This is a genomic window from Streptomyces sp. 3330 (genome assembly GCF_031456635.1).
Taxonomy (GTDB): Bacteria; Actinomycetota; Actinomycetes; order Streptomycetales; family Streptomycetaceae; genus Streptomyces.
The window spans coordinates 22324-39966 of sequence record NZ_JAVDVA010000007.1 but is presented as its reverse complement, the minus strand read 5'-3'; the positions used below and the strand labels follow the sequence as shown (position 1 = coordinate 39966).

The following is a 17643-nucleotide window of genomic DNA, read 5'->3' as shown; positions in this document are numbered from 1 at the left end:
AGCATCACTGGTGTTACATCGGTTGTGTCACAGCAAGGGGGCTGGATGACGACGGGACGGACGGCCGGGCACGGGCCGCTGGCGGGCGTGCGCGTGGTGGAACTCGCCGGGATCGGCCCCGGCCCCTTCGCGGGCATGCTGCTGGCCGACCTCGGCGCCGACGTCGTCCGCGTGGACCGCCCCGGCGGTGCGGCCCTGGCCATCGATCCCGCCCACGACATCACCAACCGCAACAAGCGGTCGGTGATCGTCGACCTCAAGGCGCCGGACGGCCCCGCGCGCGTGCTCGACCTCGCCGCCCGCGCCGACGTGCTCATCGAGGGCAACCGGCCCGGCGTCGCCGAGCGCCTCGGCGTCGGCCCCGCCGACTGCCACGCCCGCAACCCCCGTCTGGTCTACGGCCGGATGACCGGCTGGGGCCAGGACGGCCCGCTCGCCGAGCGGGCCGGCCACGACGTGTCCTACATCGCCGTCACCGGCGCGCTCGGCATGATCGGCGCCCCGGACCGCCCGCCGCCCGTCCCCGCCAACCTGCTGGGGGACTACGCGGGAGGCTCCCTCTACCTCGTCGTCGGTGTCCTCGCCGCCCTGCACCACGCGCGCGTGAGCGGCGCGGGCCAGGTCGTCGACGCCGCCATCGTCGACGGCACCGCGCATCTCTCCGCGATGATCCACGGCATGCTCTCGGCCGGCGGCTGGCAGGACCGGCGCTCCGCCAACCTGCTCGACGGCGGCTGCCCGTACTACGGCACCTACGAGACCGCAGACGGCGGCCACATGGCTGTCGGCGCCCTGGAACCGCAGTTCTACGACGCGTTCGTGGACCTGCTCGGCCTCGACGACCTCCGCGACGCCCGCACGGACCGGACGCGCTGGGGCGCACTGCGCGAGGCCGTCGCCGCCCGCTTCCGGTCCCGCACCCGCGACGAGTGGACGGCCCTCTTCGAGGATTCCGACGCCTGCGTGGCGCCCGTGCTGTCGCTGCGCGAGGCCCCGCACCACCCGCATCTCGCGGCCCGCGGCACCTTCACCGACCACGGGGGCATCACCCAGCCGGCCCCCGCGCCCCGTTTCTCCGCGACGCCCACGGCCGTCCGCACCGGGCCCGCGCTGCCGGGCGCCGACACGCGCGCGGTGGCCCGGGACTGGGACCTGCCCGCACTCGTGACCGACCCGGTGAGGACGCCCGCCGAAACCGCGGCCGGGACCTCCGCGCGGACGGCCGCGACGACCTCTGCGACGACCGCCCCGACGACCCCTGCGACGACCCCTGTGAAGGACTTCCCGCACCAGGGCGACTGACCCCGCGCCCTGTACGGCCCACCCTCCCGAAAGGCTTACCAGTGAGCACCGAAGCGTACGTGTACGACGCGATCCGCACCCCGCGCGGGCGCGGCAAGGCGAACGGCGCCCTGCACGGCACGAAGCCCATCGATCTCGTCGTCGGCCTCATCCACGAGCTGCGCAGCCGCTTCCCCGGCCTCGACCCGGCCGCCATCGACGACATCGTGCTCGGCGTCGTCGGTCCCGTGGGCGACCAGGGCTCCGACATCGCGCGCATCGCCGCGATCGCGGCCGGGCTGCCGGACACCGTGGCCGGCGTCCAGGAGAACCGCTTCTGCGCGTCGGGCCTGGAAGCCGTCAACCTGGCCGCCATGAAGGTCCGTTCGGGCTGGGAGGACCTCGTCCTGGCGGGCGGGGTGGAGTCGATGTCCCGGGTGCCGATGGCCTCGGACGGCGGCGCCTGGTTCAACGACCCGATGACCAACCTGTCGGTCAACTTCGTGCCGCAGGGCATCGGCGCCGACCTGATCGCCACGATCGAGGGCTTCACCCGCCGCGATGTGGACGAGTACGCGGCCCTGTCGCAGGAGCGGGCGGCGACGGCCTGGAAGGAGGGCCGCTTCGACCGCTCCGTGGTGCCGGTGAAGGACCGCAGCGGCCTCGTCGTCCTCGACCACGACGAACACCCGCGCCCCGGCACCACCGCCGACTCGCTCGGCAAGCTGAAACCGTCCTTCGCCGACATCGGCGAGCTGGGCGGCTTCGACGCGGTGGCGCTCCAGAAGTACCACTGGGTGGAGAAGATCGACCACGTCCACCACGCGGGCAACTCCTCCGGCATCGTCGACGGCGCCTCCCTGGTCGCGATCGGCTCCAGGGAGGTCGGCGAGCGGTACGGGCTCACCCCGCGCGCGCGGATCGTCTCCGCGGCGGTCTCCGGCTCCGAGCCGACCATCATGCTCACCGGCCCCGCGCCCGCCACCCGCAAGGCCCTCGCCAAGGCCGGCCTGACCATCGACGACATCGACCTCGTCGAGATCAACGAAGCGTTCGCGGCCGTCGTGCTGCGGTTCGTCAAGGACATGGGTCTGTCCCTGGACAAGGTCAACGTCAACGGCGGCGCCATCGCCCTCGGTCACCCGCTCGGCGCCACCGGCGCGATGATCCTCGGCTCGCTCGTCGACGAACTGGAGCGCCAGGACAAGCGCTACGGCCTCGCCACCCTCTGCGTCGGCGGCGGCATGGGCATCGCCACCATCGTCGAGCGCGTCTGACCACCCCAGCGGAACCCACCGACTTCTACGGAGACCCCGTCATGACTCAGAGCACCACCATCCGCTGGGAACAGGACCGCACCGGCCTCGTCACCCTCGTCCTCGACGACCCCGACCAGTCCGCGAACACCATGAACGCGGCCTTCCGCGCCTCCCTCGCCGCCGTCACCGACCGCCTGGAGGCCGAGAAGGATTCCGTCCGGGGCGTGATCCTCACCTCCGCGAAGAAGACCTTCTTCGCCGGCGGCGACCTGCGCGACCTCATCCGCGTCACCCCCGGGACGGCCCAGGAGCTGCTGGACGGCGGACTGGAGATCAAGCGCAACCTGCGCCGCATCGAGACCCTCGGCAAGCCGGTCGTCGCCGCCCTGAACGGCGCGGCCCTCGGCGGCGGCTACGAGCTCGCCCTCGCCTGCCACCACCGCGTCGCCCTGGACGCCCCCGGCTCGAAGATCGGCTGCCCCGAGGTCACTCTCGGCCTGCTCCCCGGCGGCGGCGGTGTCGTGCGCACGGTCCGGCTGCTGGGCATCACCGACGCCCTCCTGAAGGTCCTCCTCAAGGGCACCCAGTACAGCCCGAAGGCGGCCCTGGAGAACGGCCTGGTCGACGAGGTCGCCGACTCGCCCGACGACCTGCTCGCCAAGGCCCGCGCCTTCATCGACGCGAACCCCGCGTCGCAGCAGCCCTGGGACCGGCCGGGCTACCGCATCCCGGGCGGCACCCCGTCGAACCCCCGGTTCGCCGCCAACCTGCCCGCGTTCCCGGCCAGCCTGCGCAAGGAGACCAACGGCGCCCCCTACCCGGCGCCCCGCAACATCCTCGCCGCGGCGGTCGAGGGCGCCCAGGTCGACTTCGAGACCGCGCAGGTCATCGAGGCCCGCTACTTCGTCGAGCTGGCCGCCGGACAGACGTCGAAGAACATGATCCAGGCGTTCTTCTTCGACCTCCAGGCCGTCAACTCCGGCGTCAGCCGCCCCCAGGGCGTCGCACCCCGCGAGGTCCGCAAGGTGGCCGTCCTGGGCGCCGGGATGATGGGCGCCGGCATCGCCTACTCGTGCGCCCGCGCGGGCATCGACGTCGTCCTGAAGGACGTCTCCCTGGAGGCCGCGCTCAAGGGCAGGGCCTACTCCGAGAAGCTGTGCGCGAAGGCCGTCTCGCGGGGCCGCACGACCCAGGAGAAGGCGGACGCGCTGCTCGCCCGCATCACACCCACCGCCGACCCCCAGGACCTGGCCGGCTGCGACGCCGTGATCGAGGCCGTCTTCGAGGACACCTCCCTCAAGCACAAGGTGTTCCAGGAGATCGAGCAGATCGTCGCCCCCGACGCCCTGCTGTGCTCCAACACCTCCACCCTGCCGATCACCGCCCTCGCCGAAGGCGTCGAGCGCCAGGACGACTTCATCGGGCTGCACTTCTTCTCGCCCGTGGACAAGATGCCGCTCGTCGAGATCATCAAGGGCCGGCGCACCGGCGACGAGGCGCTCGCCCGCGCCTTCGACCTGGTCCGGCAGATCAAGAAGACGCCGATCGTCGTCAACGACTCGCGCGGCTTCTTCACCTCACGGGTGATCGGCCACTTCATCAACGAGGGCGTGGCCATGGTCGGCGAGGGCATCGAGCCCGCGTCCGTCGAGCAGGCGGCGGCCCAGGCGGGCTACCCGGCCAAGGTGCTGTCCCTCATGGACGAGCTCACGCTCACCCTGCCGCGCAAGATCCGCAACGAATCCAGGAGGGCCGTGGAGGAAGCCGGCGGCGTCTGGCCCGGCCACCCCGCCGAGGCCGTCATCGACCGCATGGTCGACGAGTTCGGGCGCACCGGGCGCAGCGGGGGAGCGGGCTTCTACGAGTACGCCGAGGACGGCAGGCGGGCCGGGCTCTGGCCGGGCCTGCGCGAGCACTTCACGCGCGCGGACGCCTCGATCCCCTTCCGGGACATGCAGGAGCGCATGCTCTTCGCCGAGGCCCTGGACACCGTCAAGCTCCTCGAAGAGGGGGTGCTGACGTCCGTGGCGGACGCCAACATCGGCTCCCTGTTCGGCATCGGCTTCCCCGGCTGGACCGGCGGCGTCCTGCAGTACATCAACGGCTACCAGGGCGACGCCGAGGTGGGCACCGGACTCCCCGGCTTCGTGGCCCGCGCGCGGCAGCTCGCCGAGCGCTACGGCGACCGCTTCACCCCGCCCGCGCTGCTGGTGGAGAAGGCGGAGCGGGGGGAGACCTTCACGGACGGGCGCTGAGCCGCCGGACCGTCACGGGGAGCCGTCCTCCGGCGGCTCCCCGAGCCACTCCCGCAGCTCCTGGGTCAGCGACCGCTGGAAGGCCGTCAGCAGCGCCTGGACGACCAGGGGCTGCATGTGCGCCGACAGCGACCTCACCGCCTGCGCGTCACGCTCCGGAACCTCGTCGCGCAGCAGCCGCGACAGCTCGTGGGCCGCGGCGCGCGCGTGGTCGAGCAGCACGGTGCGCGCCGCGAGGATGGCCTCCGGCGACAGCGGCACGTCGAGGAGCCGCGCACCCAGCCGCAGCAGCCCCGCGTCGACGCGGTAGGCGTCCTCGCCGGCCGGGCCGCCCGCGTCCAGCACGCCCATCGCGGCGAGCCGGTCCACGTCCTCCTCGCTGAGCGCCCGCCCGGCCCGTCGCCCGAGCTCCTCGCGCGGCACCGTCTCCACGGCGTCCGGGGCCCACGAGGCCACCACGGCCCGGTGCACCGCGAGGTCGTGGGCGTCGAGACCGGGGGGCAGCCGGTCCAGATAGCGTTCGATCGCCGCCAGGGTCAGGCCCTGCCGGCGCAGCTCCTCGATCAGCGCCAGCCGCGCGAGATGCCCGGGACCGTAGTGCCCCACCCGGCGCGGGCCGATGACCGGCGGCGGCAGCAGCCCCCTGGTGCCGTAGAAGCGCACCGTCCGTACGGTGACCCCCGCCCGGGCGGCCAGCTCGTCGACCGTGAGGGCCGGCTCCTCGGTCTCGATCGTCATGTGCAGCAGTATCGCTGTCACACCAGTGCTGTGAAACCGGTCGGCCGGAGCCGGACGGCGTGTGAGAAGCGCCGCCCTGTGACATGGGCCACCGCATGATCGCCGGGGCCTCCGGGAAGCTGCTGCCTTGGTCTGTGCCCCTACCGGGAGCCGCGGGCCACGACCGTACGGACACCCGGGCACACCCCGCCCGGGCGCACCAGAGAGTGGAACCACCCGTGAGCAAGGACAGCGTGCACACGGCCGAAGTCGCCGCCCATCCCCAGGCGACCGCGACCCCCGCGGACGCGGGCGACGCCGGCTACAGCAAGGACCTCAAGCACCGCCACGTCAACATGATCGCCATCGGCGGCGCCATCGGCACCGGCCTCTTCCTGGGCGCCGGAGGACGTCTCCACAACGCCGGCCCGGCCCTCGCGCTCGCCTACCTCGTCTGCGGCGTCTTCGCCTTCTTCGTGGTCCGCGCCCTCGGCGAACTGGTCCTCTACCGGCCCTCCTCCGGATCCTTCGTGTCCTACGCGCGCGAGTTCCTCGGTGAGAAGGGCGCCTACGTCGCCGGGTGGATGTACTTCCTGAACTGGTCGACGACGGGCATCGCCGACATCACCGCGATCGCGCTGTACACGCACTACTGGAGCATGTTCACGAGCATCCCCCAGTGGGTGCTCGCGCTCATCGCCCTCGCGGTCGTGCTGGCCGTGAACCTGATCTCGGTGAAGATCTTCGGCGAGATGGAGTTCTGGTTCGCGATCGTCAAGGTCGCCACCCTGGTCGCCTTCATGTGCGTCGGCGTCTTCCTGCTCGCCACCCAGCACCGGGTGGGCGGGCAGACGCCCGGCCCGAGCGTGATCACGGACCACGGCGGCCTGCTGCCGCACGGCGTGATGCCGGTCGTCCTCGTCATGCAGGGCGTGATCTTCGCGTACGCCGCGCTGGAGCTGGTCGGCGTCGCCGCCGGCGAGACCTCCGAGCCGGAGAAGGTCGTCCCGCGCGCGGTGAACTCGATCATGTGGCGCGTGGGTCTGTTCTACGTCGGCTCCGTCGTCCTCCTCGCGCTGCTGCTGCCCGGCTCGGCCTACTCGGCGGACGAGAGCCCCTTCGTGACCGTGCTGTCGAAGATCGGCGTCCCGGGCGCCGGTGACGTGATGAACCTGGTGGTCCTCACGGCCGCCATGTCCTCCCTGAACTCGGGCCTGTACTCCACCGGCCGCATCCTGCGCTCCATGGCCATGGCGGGCTCGGCCCCGAGGTTCACCGCCCGGATGAACCGCAGCCAGGTCCCCTACGGCGGCATCCTGCTGACCTGCGGTGTCTGTGTGCTCGGCGTCGGCCTGAACTTCCTCGTGCCCAGCCAGGCCTTCGAGATCGTGCTGAACATCGCCTCCCTCGGCATCATCAGCACCTGGGTGATCATCATGGTCTGCCACCTGGTCTTCGTCCGGCGTGCCGAGGCCGGCCTCGTCACCCGCCCCGGCTTCCGGCTCCCCGGCAGCCCGGTCACGGAGATCGTCACGATCGTCTTCCTGGTCGCCGTCCTCGGCCTGATGGGCAACGACCCCGAGGTCGGCCGCAAGACGCTGCTGCTGATCCCGGTGATCGCGGCCGCCCTGGCCGGCGGCTGGTACGCGGTCCGCAGCAGGGTGTCGAGGGAGGCGGACGCCGAACTGACGGAGCTGTCCCGGCCCACGAGGTGACGGTCACGGCGGCGGGCCGGAGCCACTGTCGGTGGCATCGCCTACGGTGGCGTCATGCCGGAGATCACGTACGTCCGGGGTGACGCCACCGTCCCTTCGGTGAAGGGCGTCAAGGTGATCGCCCATGTCTGCAACGACCTCGGGGGATGGGGCAAGGGCTTCGTCCTGGCGCTGTCCCGCCGCTGGCCGGAACCGGAGGCCGCCTACCGCGCCTGGCACCGGGAGCGCGCCTCGAACGACTTCGGCCTGGGCGCGCTCCAGCTCGTCCGGGTCGCGCCCGGCGTGTGGGTCGCCAACATGATCGGCCAGCGCGGCATACGCACGGGCAGCAAGGGCGTCCCCGTGCGCTACCCGGCCATCGACACCGCCCTGGCCCGCCTGGCCGACCACGCGATCGAACTCGGCGCGTCGGTGCACATGCCCCGGATAGGCTGCGGTCTGGCCGGCGGCAAGTGGTCCCGCGTCGAGCCGCTCGTCACCGAGCGGCTGGTCGGCCGGGGCGTCGCGGTGACGGTGTACGACCACGGGGAGGGGTAGCGCACATGCGAGCCGACGAAGAGAGCACCGGGAGCACGGCCACCGGGCACGCCGGGGACATCGACGTCCTGGTCCTGGGCGGGGCGGGCGTGGACACGATCGTGTACGTGCCGGAGCTGCCGCTCCCGTACGCCGACAGCTACATGATCGACGCCGGGATCCGTGCCCGCGCCGGGCAGACCGGCGACTTCGTCGCGCTGGGCCTCACCGCCCTCGGTCTGCGCACCCACCATCTCGACTTCCTGGGCGACGACCCCGAGGGAGACCTGGTGCGCGCCCTGCACCGGGACAAGGACATCGCCCTCACCGCGCTCCCGCAGCCCGCCGGGACCAAGCGCGCGGTCAACCTGGTCGGCCCGGACGGGCGGCGGCTGTCGCTGTACGACAACAGCCGCGGGCGCCCGGACGACCGCTTCCCCGAGGACACCCTGCGGACGCTGGCCGCCGCGAGCCGTCACGCGCACGTGTCCATCACCCACCCCGGCGCCGAGGCCCTGCCCGTCCTGCGCGAGGCGGGCGTGGGCATCTCCACCGACCTGCACAACTGGGACGGGGAGAACCCCTATCACGAGGCCTTCGCCTACGAGGCGGACGTCGTCTTCGTCTCCGTGACCGCGCTGACCGACCCGGAGACGACCATGCGCCGCATCGCCGCACGGGGCCACGCCGAGGTGGTCGTCGCCACGGCGGGGGCCAAGGGCGCGTACCTGCTCACGGACGGCGAGCTGACCCATGTCCCGGCCGCCGTCCCGCCCGGCCCCGTGGTCGACTCCAACGGCGCGGGCGACGCCTTCGCGGCCGGCTTCCTCTTCGGCCGACTGAGCGGCGAGCCGCCGCACCGGTGCGCCGAGTACGGCGCGCTGGCCGGCGCCCACGCCTGCACGGTGCCGGCCGGGAATCGACGCGCTCCGGGGCCGGTCCCGCGCGCGTCCGACGGCGCCGGGCCCGATCGGCGAGGGCGGGTCAGTGCGCGTGCACGTCGTTCGTCGCCGCGATCTTCTTCCAGGACCTCGGCTGTGCGGGAGCGGCGGACCCCTTCGCGACCGGCGCCGTCCGGGCCGCGGGCGCGGCCGGCTTCGCCGGCCGGAACAGCCAGGTGTCGAAGAGGGAGCCCAGTTCCTTCCCGGAGATCTGCTCCGCGTACGTCTGGAAGTCGGCGACGCTCGCGTTGCCGTACGCGTGCTTCGTCGGCCAGCCCTTCAGGACGGCGAAGAAGGCGTCGTCGCCGATCTCGTCGCGCAGCGCCTGGACCGCCAGCGCGCCCCGGTCGTAGACGGCGATGTCGAACTGGTTCTCCGCGCCGGGGTCGCCGGGCTTCACCGTCCAGAACGCGTCGTCGGCCGGGTGCGAGGCGTACACGTAGTCCGCGAGTTCCTGTGCCGTGCCCTCGTCCTCGTGCTCGGACCACAGCCACTGCGCGTACCGGGCGAAGCCCTCGTTCAGCCAGATGTCCTTCCACCCCGCCACGGACACGTCGTCGCCGTACCACTGGTGCGCCAGCTCGTGCACCACCACGGAGACGTTGGAGCCGCCCGCGAACTGCCGGGGGCTGTAGAACGGCCGGGTCTGCGTCTCCAGCGCGTATCCGGTGTTCGTGTCCGGCACGTACCCGCCGAGCGCGCTGAAGGGGTACGGCCCGAGGTACCCGCTCAGCCAGTCGGCGATCTCCCCGGTCCGCTCGACGCTCGCCCGCGCGGCGCCGGCGTTGCCGCCCAGGTCCTTGCTGTAGGCGTTCACGACCGGGATGCCGCTCTCGGTCGTCCCGGTCGTGATGTCGAACCTCCCGACGGCGAGGGTGGCCAGATACGTGGCCTGGGGCTTGTCGGAACGCCAGTTCCAGCGCGTCCAGCCCAGCCGTGAACTCGTCGACTGGAGCGTTCCGTTGGAGATCGCCTGCGAGCCGTCGGGCACCAGCACCGAGACGTCGTAGGTGGCCTTGTCCAGCGGATGGTCGTTGCCGGGGAACCACCACCAGGCGGCCTCGGGCTCGTTGGCGCCGACCCCGCCGTCCGCGGTGCGGTGCCAACTGGTGAAGCCGTACGCCTGCTTCGAGGACGGGACACCGCTGTACCGCACCACGACCGTGACCGTCGCGCCCTTCGCCAGCGGCTTCTTCGGCGTGATCTCCAGCTCGTGCTCGCCCGAGGTCGTGAACGACGCCACCGCGCCGTCGACCCGTACCTCGCTCACGTCGAGCAGGAAGTCCAGATCGAACCGGGACAGGTCCTGCGTGGTCTTCGCCAGGATCGTCGCCGTCCCCTCCAACCGGTCCGTGGACGGCTGGTACTTCAGCCGCAGGTCGTAGTGGGAGACGTCGTAGCCGCCGTTGCCGTACGCCGGGTAGTAGGGGTCGCCGATGCCCGGGGCGCCGGGGGAGGCGCTCGCGGCGGATGCCGGGATCGCCAGCAACACCGACGCGGCGGCGAGTGCGCCCGGCGCGATGATTCTGCGGTGCACGAGAGCTCCAAGTCGTAGATTCACGCGGTCCGTTCGGAGCCTATTGACTCCCTGTGTCCCAGGGCCTGCCCCTCGCCGCCCCTGTCACACGATCGCCATTCGGCCGTCACGGGCAGCCCCTCCCCAGGGGCGTCTTCCGGCCACAGCCGACCCACAGCAGCCCTCTTCTGCGCGGGAGTTGACCCGGGTACCGTCCCGCGCATGTCGACACGCATGCGCTTCACGACCTGGAGACCGCTCGCGACCGCCGCCATCACCCTCCTGGTGGCCGCCTTCCTCACCCCGGCCGCGGCCCACGGCGCCCCGCGCGAGAGCCGGCCCGTGTACTCGTACGAGAACGCCATCCGCGAGGCCGTCTGGGTGGACACCGGACTCGACGGCGACGGCGACGGGAAGACGGACCGCGTCGCCGTCGACATCGTCCGCCCCCGCGAACTCGCCGCACAGGGCCGCAAGGTGCCCGTCATCATGGACGCCAGCCCCTACTACTCCTGCTGCGGCCGCGGCAACGAGAGCCAGCGCAAGACGTACGACGCCGCCGGGAACGTCGTCCGGATGCCGCTCTTCTACGACAACTACTTCGTGCCGCGCGGCTACGCCTTCGTCGGCGTCGACCTGGCGGGCACCAACCGCTCCGACGGCTGCGTCGACGTCGGGGGACGCTCCGACATCCAGTCGGCCAAGGCCGTCGTCGACTGGCTGAACGGCCGCGCCAGGGCGTACACCACCCGCACCGGCGCCACGCCCGCCGGAGCCGGGTGGACCGACGGCAGCACCGGCATGATCGGCAAGAGCTGGGACGGCACCATAGCCAACGGCGTGGCCGCCACCGGCGTGAAGGGCCTGAAGACCATCGTCCCGATCGCCGCGATCTCCTCCTGGTACGACTACTACTTCGCCCAGGGCGCCCCCCTCTACGACTCCGGACCCGACTGGCTCTCCGACTACGTCGACAGCCCCGACGCCCGCGGCACGTGCGCCGCCGTCCAGCGGGAACTCGTCGACGGGGCGCCGCGCACCGGCGACCTGACACCGCTGTGGGCCGAGCGCGACTACGTCCGGGACGCGCGCAAGGTGAAGGCGAGCGTCTTCCTCGTCCACGGCCTCCAGGACCTCAACGTCCGCACCAGGCACCTCGGCCGGTGGTGGGACGCCCTCGCGAAGAACGGGGTCGAGCGCAAGATCTGGCTCTCCCAGACCGGTCACGTCGACCCCTTCGACTTCCGCCGCGCCGCCTGGGTGGACACCCTGCACCGCTGGTTCGACCACGAACTCCTCGGCTACGACAACGGTGTCGACCGCGAACCCATGGCCGACATCGAACGCCACCCCGACCAGTGGGCCACCTCCACCGTCTGGCCGCCGCACGGCACCCGGACCGCCACCCTGCGCCCCTCCACCGGCGCCGCTCCCGGCGTCGGCGCCCTCGGCCTGCGCAGGGGCACCGGCACCGCCGCCTTCACCGACGACCCGCGGCTGAGCGAGACCGACTGGGCCGCGCGGATCGACACCCCGACCCCCGACAAGGCCGGCTTCGTCACCGCGCCCCTCACCCGCGACCTGCGCCTGTCAGGCTCCTCCCGGGTCACCGTCACCGCCACGCCCACCACCGCGACGGCCCACCTGACCGCCGTTCTCGTCGACGTCGGCCCGGCCACCATCCGCGACTACGCGGCCGACGGCGAGGGCATCGGCACGCTCACCGACCGCACCTGCTGGGGCGCGAGCAGCGCGGGCGACAGCGCCTGCTTCCGTGAGACCGCCGCCAGGACCGCCGACGTCGGTCAGACGGTCGTCAGCCGCGGCTGGGCGGACCTCGGCACCTACGCCGACCCCGGCAGAGGCGTCCCGCTCACCCCGGGCAGGGCCTACACCCTCACTCTCGACCTGGCGGCCACCGACCATGTCGTCCCGGCCGGTCACCGGCTCGCACTGATCGTCGCGGGAACCGACAGGGACCTCATCGACCCGCCCGCCGACACCCCCACTCTCACCCTGGACCTGTCCCGCACCGCGGCCCGGGTCCCGTTCGTCGGGGGCGCGGACGCCTTTACCCGCGCCACGTCCGGAGCCGCAGCGGCCACCCCGGACACCCGGCCCCTGGACGGCGTACGGACGACGCCGCACGCCACGTACCGGATCCCGTAGCGCCGCGGGCGCGGATCAGGGGGCGGCCGGGAGCACCAGCCCGGCCGCCTCCTCCGCACAGCCCCACGCCACCGTCACGCCCGCCCCGCCGTGTCCGTAGTGGTGCACCACCGTCCGCCCGTCCGGCAGCCGCGCACGCTCCAGCCGTACCGTGCCCCGGACCGGCCGCAGCCCGACCCGGTGCTCCAGGATCCGCGCCCCGGCGACCTCGGGCCGCAGGGCCGCGCAGCGCCGCACGATCGCCTCGGCCGCCTTCGGATCCGGTTCGAGCGACCGCACGTCGTCCTGCGCCGTACCGCCCAGCAGCAGCCGCCCGGGGTGCGGGAACAGACAGGCCATCTCGCCGTCCGGGGCGGTGGAGACCAGCCAGGTGTCGACGCCGGGGTTCTCCACGACGACGATCTGCCCCCGCACGGGCCGCACCGACGGGTCCGCCGCGAGCCGCCCGGCGTCCAGCCCCGTGCAGTTCACCACCACCGGCGCCTCGGCCTCCGCCAGGTCGGTCACCGTGCGCTCCTCGATGGTGCCGCCCGCCCGCAGCAGCCGCTCCCGGAGCCAGGGCAGATAGGCCGGCATGTCGATCAGCGGCAGCCGGGCCCGGACACCGGCGCCCGCGCCGTACTCGCGCGCCGTCGTCCGGCGCAGCCCGGCCAGCGAGCCCGCCGCCCAGCCCTCGACCTCGTCCAGGTCCGTCTCGCCCAGGATTCCGCCGACCAGGCGCACACCGGTCTGCGCGGGCCGCTCGGCGAGCTTCCCGTAGATCTCCAGGGAGCGCAGCGCCCACGTCCGCGCCGACCGGATCGGCCCGATGCGGTACGGCCACCACAGCGCGCCCGCCACCGCCGACGTCGTCCGCTCGACCGGGTCGCGCGTCCAGACCCGGACCCGTGATCCGCGTTCGGCGAGCACGACGGCCGTCGTCAGCCCGATGACCCCGCCGCCGACCACGACCACATCGCCGTTCAACCCCGTGTCCACGTCCGGACGTTAACCGACCGCAGCGCCGCACGGCGAGATCGCGGGGAATGCGGCGCGACCGCACCCCCGGACGACCACTAGGATCGACGACCTGATGACTGCCACCCTCGTCGCCAAGAACCTCGCCGCCGGCCACGGCGACCGCTCCCTCTTCTCCGGGCTCGATCTCGTCGTCGCCCCCGGGGACGTGATCGGGCTGGTCGGTGCCAACGGCGCCGGCAAGTCCACCCTGCTGAAGCTGCTCGCCGGGCTCACCACGCCCGAGCAGGGCGAGCTCAGGCTCTCCCCGCCGACCGCGAGCGTCGGCCATCTGCCCCAGGAACCGGAGCGCCGCCCCGGCGAGAGCGTGCGGGACTTCCTCGCCCGCCGCACCGGCGTCGCCGAGGCACAGCGCACCATGGACGAGGCCACCCAGGCCCTGGTCGACGGAGCGCCCGGCGCCGACGACGCCTACGCGACGAGCCTCGAACGCTGGCTCGACCTCGGCGGCGCCGACCTCGACGAGCGCGCCGAGGAGGTCACCGACTCGCTCGGCCTCGGGGTCGGCCTCGACCAGCCGATGACCTCCCTGTCCGGTGGTCAGGCGGCCCGCGCGGGCCTTGCCTCCCTGCTGCTCTCGCGCTACGACGTCTTCCTCCTCGACGAGCCGACCAACGACCTCGACCTCGACGGCCTGGAGCGTCTGGAACGCTTCGTGAAGGGGCTGCGCGCCGGGACCGTCGTCGTCAGCCACGACCGCGAGTTCCTCACCCGCACGGTCACCAAGGTCCTGGAACTCGATCTCGCCCAGCAGCAGATCAACCTCTACGGCGGCGGCTACGAGGCCTACCTGGAGGAGCGGGACGTGGCCCGCCGGCACGCCCGCGAGGACTTCGAGGAGTACGCCGACAAGAAGGCGGCCCTCCAGGACCGCGCGCAGACCCAGCGCTCCTGGATGGACAAGGGCGTGAAGAACGCCCGCCGCAAGGCGGGCAACGACAACGACAAGATCGGCCGCAAGTTCCGCAGCGAGGCCAGCGAGAAGCAGGCCGCGAAGGCCCGGCAGACCCAGCGCATGATCGAGCGCCTCGAGACCGTCGAGGAGCCGCGCAAGGAGTGGGAGCTGCGCATGGAGATCGCCTCCGCGCCGCGCTCCGGCGCGGTGGTCGCCACCCTGCGCGAGGCCGAGGTGCGGCGCGGCGACTTCACCTTCGGGCCGGTGTCCCTGCAGATCGACTGGGCCGACCGGGTCGCGGTCACCGGCGCGAACGGCGCGGGCAAGTCGACCCTCCTCGGCGCGCTCCTCGGCCGGGTGCCGCTGGACGCCGGACAGGCGGCCCTGGGCTCGGGCGTCCTGGTCGGCGAGGTCGACCAGGCGCGGCAGCTGTTCCACGGCTCCGAGTCCCTGCTGGACGCGTTCCGCGCCGCCGTCCCCGACACCGAACCGGCCGACGTCCGCACCCTGCTGGCCAAGTTCGGCCTCAAGTCCGACCACGTGACGCGGCCGGCGGCGAGCCTGTCACCCGGTGAACGCACCCGCGCCGCCCTCGCGCTGCTCCAGGGGCGGGGCGTCAACCTCCTCGTCCTCGACGAGCCGACGAACCACCTCGACCTCCCGGCCATCGAGCAGCTGGAGTCGGCCCTCGACGCCTACGAGGGCACGCTGCTCCTGGTCACCCATGACCGGCGCATGCTGGACGCGGTCCATGTCACGCGCCGGCTGGAGGTCGCGGACGGCAAGGTGACCGAGCGCTAGCAGACGCGGGCACGCGTCCCCCGTCGCACGAGGGCTGCCGGGGCCCGGCGGGCCGGGCCCCGGTCGCGCGCGTCGCGGTCAGCGCCTGCCCTTCTTGGGGTCGACGAGACCCGCTCGGCGCAGGGCGTCGGCCATCGCGCTGTTGCCCGGCGCCGGCGCCTGCCGCGAACCGCTGCCTCCGGCGCCTCCGCCGCGCCGGTCGCCCTGCTGCCGCTGCTGCGGCGGACGCCCGCCGCCCCGCTGCGGTCGGCCCCCGCCGGAGGACTGGCCCTGACCGCCCTGCGGGGCGGCCTCGTCGTCCAGCCGGAGCGTCAGCGAGATCCGCTTGCGCGGGATGTCGACGTCGAGCACCTTCACCTTGACGATGTCACCGGGCTTGACGACGTCCCGGGGGTCCTTGACGAACGTCTTCGACAGCGCGGAGACGTGCGCCAGGCCGTCCTGGTGGACACCGACGTCGATGAACGCCCCGAAGGCCGCCACGTTCGTCACGACGCCCTCCAGGACCATCCCGGAGGTCAGGTCGGAGATCTTCTCCACGCCCTCCTGGAAGGTGGCCGTCCTGAAGGCGGGCCGCGGGTCACGCCCGGGCTTCTCCAGCTCCTTGAGGATGTCCGTGACGGTCGGCAGACCGAACGTCTCGTCCACGAAGTCCGTCGGCCGCAGCGAGCGCAGGACACCCGTGTTGCCGATGAGGGACGCCACCTCCTGGCCGGTGGTCTTCACCATGCGCCGCACCACCGGGTACGCCTCCGGGTGCACGCTGGAGGAGTCCAGCGGGTCGCTGCCGCCGCGGATGCGCAGGAAGCCCGCGCACTGCTCGTACGCCTTCGGGCCGAGCCGGGCCACCTTCTTCAGCTCGGCACGCGAGGTGAAGGGCCCGTTGGCGTCCCGGTGCGCCACGATGTTCTCGGCGAGTCCGGTGGAGATGCCGGACACCCGCGAGAGGAGCCGCGCCGAGGCCGTGTTGACGTCCACGCCCACGCCGTTCACACAGTCCTCCACCACCGCGTCCAGCGAACGCGACAGCTTCACCTCGGACAGGTCGTGCTGGTACTGGCCGACACCGATCGACTTGGGGTCGATCTTCACCAGCTCGGCGAGCGGATCCTGGAGCCGGCGCGCGATCGACACGGCGCCGCGCAGCGACACGTCCATGTCGGGCAGCTCCTGGGAGGCGAACGCCGAGGCCGAATACACGGAGGCACCCGCCTCGGACACCATCACCTTGGTGAGCTTCAGCTCCGGATGCCGGGTGATGAGTTCACCGGCGAGCTTGTCGGTCTCGCGGGACGCCGTGCCGTTGCCGATGGCGATCAGGTCGACCGCGTGCTCCTTCGAGAGCCGCGCGAGCTTGGCGATCGCCTCGTCCCACTTGTTCGCCGGGACGTGCGGGTAGATCACGTCGGTGGCGACGACCTTGCCGGTCGCGTCGACGACGGCGACCTTCACGCCGGTGCGGAAACCGGGGTCCAGGCCCAGCGTCGCGCGCGTGCCGGCCGGGGCGGCCAGCAGCAGGTCGCGGAGGTTGGCGGCGAAGACGTCGACGGCCTCGTCCTCGGCGGCCGTCCGCAGCCGCAGCCGCAGATCGATGCCGAGGTGGACGAGGATGCGGGTGCGCCAGGCCCAGCGGACGGTGTCCGTCAGCCACTTGTCGCCCGGCCGGCCGCGGTCGGCGATGCCGAAACGGCGCGCCACGATCCCCTCGTACGAGGAGGGGCCGGGCTGCTCGGAGGGCTCCTCCGGCTCCAGGACGAGGTCGAGGACCTCCTCCTTCTCGCCGCGCAGCATCGCCAGGACACGGTGCGAGGGCAGCGCGGTGAACGGCTCGGCGAAGTCGAAGTAGTCGGCGAACTTCGCGCCCGCCTCCTCCTTGCCGTCGCGCACCTTGGCGGCGAGCCGCCCGCGCTTCCACATGCGCTCGCGCAGCTCACCGATCAGGTCCGCGTCCTCCGAGAACCGCTCGGTGAGGATCGCCCGCGCACCGTCCAGCGCGGCCTGCGGGTCGGCGACGCCCTTGTCGGCGTCGACGAACGCGGCGGCCGCCGCGAGCGGATCGGCCGACGGATCGCCGAGCAGCCCCTCGGCGAGCGGCGCGAGGCCCGCCTCCCGCGCGATCTGCGCCTTGGTGCGCCGCTTCGGCTTGAACGGGAGGTAGATGTCCTCCAGCCGCGCCTTGGTCTCGGCGCCGAGGATCTGCGCCCGGAGCGCGTCGGTGAGCTTGCCCTGCTCGCCCACCGACTCCAGGATCGCCGACCGCCGCTCCTCCAGCTCCCGCAGGTAGCGCAGCCGCTCCTCGATCGTGCGCAGCTGCGCGTCGTCGAGCATCTCGGTCGCTTCCTTGCGGTAGCGGGCGATGAAAGGCACCGTCGAGCCGCCGTCGAGCAGCTCCACGGCGGCCTTCACCTGCCGCTGCCGTACGCCGAGTTCCTCGGCGATCCTGCCTTCGATGGACCCTGATTCGATGGACCCGGGTGTCGTCACGATCCCGTACCGCCTTCTCCACTGAGGTTGCGCGGCAATTGTGGCAGGTGACACCGACACTCGGGGATCAGGGCGCG

At 72.7% G+C, this 17643-nt stretch carries 11 protein-coding genes and 1 pseudogene; 8 read left to right on the top strand and 4 right to left on the bottom strand.

Features of this window, described 5'->3' with window-relative positions:
• The first annotated feature begins 45 nt into the window (after nt 1-45).
• From J2X68_RS13925 to J2X68_RS13915, 3 genes are read left to right on the top strand one after another with little or no spacing between them, the layout of a single operon-like run.
• Nucleotides 46-1302 (top strand): CaiB/BaiF CoA-transferase family protein, encoded by a 1257-nt coding sequence (locus J2X68_RS13925; RefSeq protein ID WP_310432827.1) that lies wholly within the window; start codon nt 46-48, stop codon nt 1300-1302.
• 41 nt (nt 1303-1343) lie between these two features.
• A complete protein-coding gene (locus J2X68_RS13920) occupies nt 1344-2558 on the top strand; it encodes an acetyl-CoA C-acetyltransferase (RefSeq protein WP_310432826.1) in 1215 nt (404 codons plus the stop codon).
• 41 nt (nt 2559-2599) lie between these two features.
• Entirely contained in the window at nt 2600-4795 is a 2196-nt protein-coding gene (locus J2X68_RS13915; RefSeq protein WP_310432825.1) for a 3-hydroxyacyl-CoA dehydrogenase NAD-binding domain-containing protein, read from the top strand.
• A gap of 12 nt (nt 4796-4807) precedes the next feature.
• On the opposite strand, the gene J2X68_RS13910 is transcribed toward J2X68_RS13915, so the two are convergent.
• Nucleotides 4808-5533, bottom strand: a complete 726-nt coding sequence (locus J2X68_RS13910) for a MerR family transcriptional regulator (protein ID WP_310432824.1) — start codon at nt 5531-5533, stop codon at nt 4808-4810.
• Nucleotides 5534-5751: 218 nt separating this feature from the next.
• Here J2X68_RS13910 and J2X68_RS13905 point away from each other — a divergent pair, with 218 nt between their 5' ends.
• From J2X68_RS13905 to J2X68_RS13895, 3 genes and pseudogenes are all read left to right on the top strand, one after another.
• Complete coding sequence (locus J2X68_RS13905) at nt 5752-7227, top strand: amino acid permease (protein WP_310432823.1); 1476 nt, start codon at nt 5752-5754, stop codon at nt 7225-7227.
• A gap of 54 nt (nt 7228-7281) precedes the next feature.
• Nucleotides 7282-7764: a macro domain-containing protein gene (locus tag J2X68_RS13900; protein ID WP_310432822.1), complete on the top strand. Its 483-nt coding sequence runs from the start codon at nt 7282-7284 to the stop codon at nt 7762-7764.
• A 5-nt stretch (nt 7765-7769) separates the two neighbouring features.
• A pseudogene (locus J2X68_RS13895) lies at nt 7770-8657 on the top strand (adenosine kinase); the annotation flags it as partial.
• A 70-nt stretch (nt 8658-8727) separates the two neighbouring features.
• On the opposite strand, the gene J2X68_RS13890 reads toward J2X68_RS13895, so the two are convergent.
• Nucleotides 8728-10221 carry a M1 family metallopeptidase gene (locus J2X68_RS13890; RefSeq protein ID WP_310432821.1) on the bottom strand — a complete coding sequence of 498 codons (1494 nt, stop codon included), beginning with the start codon at nt 10219-10221 and terminating at the stop codon, nt 8728-8730.
• A gap of 201 nt (nt 10222-10422) precedes the next feature.
• Here J2X68_RS13890 and J2X68_RS13885 point away from each other — a divergent pair, with 201 nt between their 5' ends.
• On the top strand, nt 10423-12369 hold the full coding sequence (locus J2X68_RS13885) for a Xaa-Pro dipeptidyl-peptidase (protein ID WP_310432820.1): 1947 nt from the start codon (nt 10423-10425) through the stop codon (nt 12367-12369).
• A 15-nt stretch (nt 12370-12384) separates the two neighbouring features.
• Here the strand turns inward: J2X68_RS13885 and J2X68_RS13880 are convergent, their stop codons facing one another.
• On the bottom strand, nt 12385-13347 hold the full coding sequence (locus tag J2X68_RS13880; protein WP_310432819.1) for an FAD-dependent oxidoreductase: 963 nt from the start codon (nt 13345-13347) through the stop codon (nt 12385-12387).
• Nucleotides 13348-13441: 94 nt separating this feature from the next.
• Here J2X68_RS13880 and J2X68_RS13875 point away from each other — a divergent pair, with 94 nt between their 5' ends.
• Complete coding sequence (locus J2X68_RS13875; protein WP_310432818.1) at nt 13442-15082, top strand: ABC-F family ATP-binding cassette domain-containing protein; 1641 nt, start codon at nt 13442-13444, stop codon at nt 15080-15082.
• 78 nt (nt 15083-15160) lie between these two features.
• On the opposite strand, the gene J2X68_RS13870 is transcribed toward J2X68_RS13875, so the two are convergent.
• Nucleotides 15161-17566 carry a Tex family protein gene (locus J2X68_RS13870; RefSeq protein ID WP_310432817.1) on the bottom strand — a complete coding sequence of 802 codons (2406 nt, stop codon included), beginning with the start codon at nt 17564-17566 and terminating at the stop codon, nt 15161-15163.
• Nucleotides 17567-17643: the final 77 nt, after the last annotated feature.